General features: G+C 42.9%; 4 protein-coding genes. 2 read left to right on the forward strand and 2 right to left on the reverse strand.

All coding sequences use genetic code 11. The features are described 5' to 3' along the window. The coding region (locus GMA8713_RS28685; RefSeq protein ID WP_198159587.1) for a phage baseplate assembly protein at window positions 1-121 on the reverse strand (121 nt) is incomplete at its 3' end. Between the two features lie 955 nt (window positions 122-1,076). On the opposite strand from GMA8713_RS28685, the gene GMA8713_RS25240 reads away from it, so the two are divergent. Then, window positions 1,077-1,496: a UPF0158 family protein gene (locus GMA8713_RS25240; RefSeq protein WP_062715378.1), complete on the forward strand. Its 420-nt coding sequence runs from the start codon at window positions 1,077-1,079 to the stop codon at window positions 1,494-1,496. 125 nt (window positions 1,497-1,621) lie between these two features. Then, window positions 1,622-2,164 (forward strand): 3'-5' exonuclease family protein, encoded by a 543-nt coding sequence (locus GMA8713_RS25245; RefSeq protein WP_062715381.1) that lies wholly within the window; start codon window positions 1,622-1,624, stop codon window positions 2,162-2,164. 323 nt (window positions 2,165-2,487) lie between these two features. Here GMA8713_RS25245 and GMA8713_RS25250 read toward each other — a convergent pair. Further along, window positions 2,488-3,026 (reverse strand): IS3 family transposase (locus GMA8713_RS25250; protein ID WP_062705098.1); only part of this gene is annotated, 539 nt, incomplete at its 5' end.

A 3,026-nucleotide genomic window follows, 5' to 3' on the forward strand; every position in this document is an offset into this window, starting at 1 on the left:
GATAAAGGGCGCTGTCACCGGGTTTGAGGTCTTTCAGACGCACCGTTTTATCTTCAGCGCATATCACCACCAGGTTTGAGCGGTTGCCATTCAGGGCGAGGGTAATGGCCTCGGAGCCCACAGGGGGGGTTCAATCAGTTTTGGAAAGTAAACGCCCGTTATGCTAATGTTATATGCTGGTAATTAAACGTACACGTTAGCCAGTAAATTGAAGTTAAAACCGCTTCTGTTTGTTCATCAAAATTGGGATTCTTTGGCGGTTCGCCGTTTGGCTCAAAAGTAATGCAAACAAGCCATCAATTGCCAGTCTAAAATCAAAACATCGAGCAGGCTGTTCGCAACATTTCTAGCTAGGAGCGGCTTGTCGCCAAGGGAAGTCGCCATCATCTAACAAGGCTATAAACAGGGACGCTTTATCACTGGGGTAGCTTTTAAAAGTGTTGTGAATACAAGGAATTAATTCAGTTTTGGGTGGTTTTATAAGCGCCCGTTATTGCGACGTTAAATTTCGTGGGGCATCTTATCAATCAAAGAAAATTGAAGAAGCGCTTCAGGCGACTAGAGGCTGATTTGGGCAATACATTGAAGCAGCAGGGAGTCAACATTTCGAACTCAGAATTCATGAGTAACTTAGATTTCTGGGTTAGCTATTATGTAACGTGTCTCCTTAGGAAAACGGATCTTCCAATTAACTGTTGGTGTGATGGCTCGACATGGAATAATGAACGACATTCTCTAGAATTTTATGAGTTGTCAAAATTCCATTATTCCTTAAGGAGTGAGTTAGATATCCAAGATGAAAAATCATGTTATGACGGGACTCTCTTGGCAGATTTCGAGTATGACCCGAAATTTAAAAAATTTATATCTTACAAAATTCAGCTGTCGGTAGAGGGTAATGAGTATCTGTTTTCATCTATGGTGAAATGAAAATTTAACAAGGTCATGAACGGGACACCTTGCCAGTCTCGAAGCGCTTAGATAGTAGTGTGAATACATAGGTCTGGTCAGGTTTAGTGCGGGCAAGTGCCCGTTATCACAGCGTTAGCCTTCTACACTCACCAATCGAGTAAAATATGGTTATTAAATTTAGTGAGTTACTGGATTTGTTTGAGATTGTGAATTTTGGTTTACCTCATAGCCATGAAGGTTATATATCTAAAATCACAGGGAAAACATACTACTACTCTGATTTCTCAGATGACCAACCCGATTTGCCTGTTGATATTGGTGACCAGACAAAGTATTTAGCAATCCCTCAAAAAAATGATCTCAATCTCGGTCGTGAACTTGCGATGGATTTTGTCCAAAAGTTTCTACCTTCAGAGTTTGAAAATGCTAGGTCAATGTTTCAACGTAAAGGTGCTTATTCTCGGTTCAAGGCGCTGTTAGAAAATCATGGTAAAACCGAAGAATGGCATAAATATGAAAAGGAATGTACAGAAAAAGCATTACGTGAATGGTGTATCGAGCAAAATGTCGAGATTGACGGCTAACAAGGCAATAAACGTGGACGCATTGTCACTGCGGCAGCTTTTCAAAGTGTTGTGAATACAAAGGATTAAAGCGGTTTTGGGCGGTTTGATAAGCGCCCGTTATTGCGACGTTATGTACTTCAAGTATGAATATTTTCATTGATACAGAGTTTACTGATTTGCCAGGTGAAGGTTCTCACTCGGAACTTATTGCCATAGGAATATATTGCGAAGATGGAAGCACTTATTATGGGTGCCTGTCAGATTTCAACCACGACCACCTTAGCGACTTTGTTAAAGAGCATGTATTACCTTTGCTACCCGAAGGACAAAGTCGAGTAACCTATGAAGAGATGTCACGAGAAGTATCAGCCTTCTTGAAAGACAAGGAAATCACTAGTGTTTGGGCTACTTATCCAACACTTGAGCAGTTGCATAATATGTACCCAAGTTCAACTGATATTCATGCGATTTACCGGGACTACGCTGATTGGGACTTTAAGTTACTGTTGAAATTACTAGGATCTAATCCACTTTCTCTACCAAAAAAATGTGAGAATATTGCGCTCCTAATTAGCGAGCTTGAACCGGAGAATGTACCTGAAAACCTTGTAGAGCATGATGCACTTCAAGACGCTATTTGGAACTTCAAAGTATGGGAAGCCGCAAGTGGCAAGGCCTGTACATAACAAACGCCAGCAGCCAGCCCGTTCCGGGCTTTGGACTAAAAACTCACTGGCGTTCATTTTTAGCTGCTGTGGCGGGCGTTATATCGCCTTTATCTTTTTGCGTGTAGTCAGTCCGAGGTTTGCCAAGCTAAACCAGTTTTTCATAGCCGGCGGTTTAAAATGGTCTGGGTTTGAATTGTCGTCAGGCTGTTTGGTTAAAGTGTCTACTTCTCAGGCTTCAGTGTAGAATTTAAACGTAATGGCTTTTTCTTGGTGGTTTGAGAAAGAGAAGTGGACCCCATTGGTTGGACACACAAGCTAATTTTTTAAGTGTTTGATCCCGCTCATGCCGCGTATCTTTGCCTGCCGAAGTAGGCTTCATCAGGAGTAAGGTCATTGAGTCCCTGATGGTTACGCTCTTCGTTATAGAACACCATGTAGTGGCCGATTTCAAGTTCAGCTTCTCGGGGGGTGGTATAGGCTTTTAAGTAAACCTCCTCATATTTCAAGCTACGCCATAATCGCTCGATGAACACGTTGTCGACCCAGCGTCCTTTCCCATCCATGCTTATCCGTACATCATGGTCGATTAATCTCTGAGTAAACTCAGCGCTAGTAAACTGGCTGCCTTGATCTGAATTGAAGATATCGGGCGGCCCGTAGTGTTGCAGTGCGTCTTCGAGAGCCTCAATGCAAAAGCTTGTATCCATCGTATTCGACAAGCGCCAAGCCAGTACTTTGCGGCTATACCAGTCGATAATGGCCACCAGATACAGGAACCCCTTCGCCATGGGGATGTACGTGATGTCAATCGCCCAAGCTTGGTTTGGATAAGTGACATCGATATCACGCAGCAGGTAGGGATAAACCTTGTGTGCTTTGT

Source organism: Grimontia marina (genome assembly GCF_900060185.1).
Taxonomy (GTDB): domain Bacteria; phylum Pseudomonadota; class Gammaproteobacteria; order Enterobacterales; family Vibrionaceae; genus Enterovibrio; species Enterovibrio marinus.

Bases quoted from the DNA above. Each gene is read 5' to 3' on its own strand.
- GMA8713_RS25240 (WP_062715378.1), top strand. From the start codon at position 1,077: ATGGTTATTAAATTTAGTGAGTTACTGGATTTGTTTGAGATTGTGAAT.
- GMA8713_RS25245 (WP_062715381.1), top strand. From the start codon at position 1,622: ATGAATATTTTCATTGATACAGAGTTTACTGATTTGCCAGGTGAAGGT.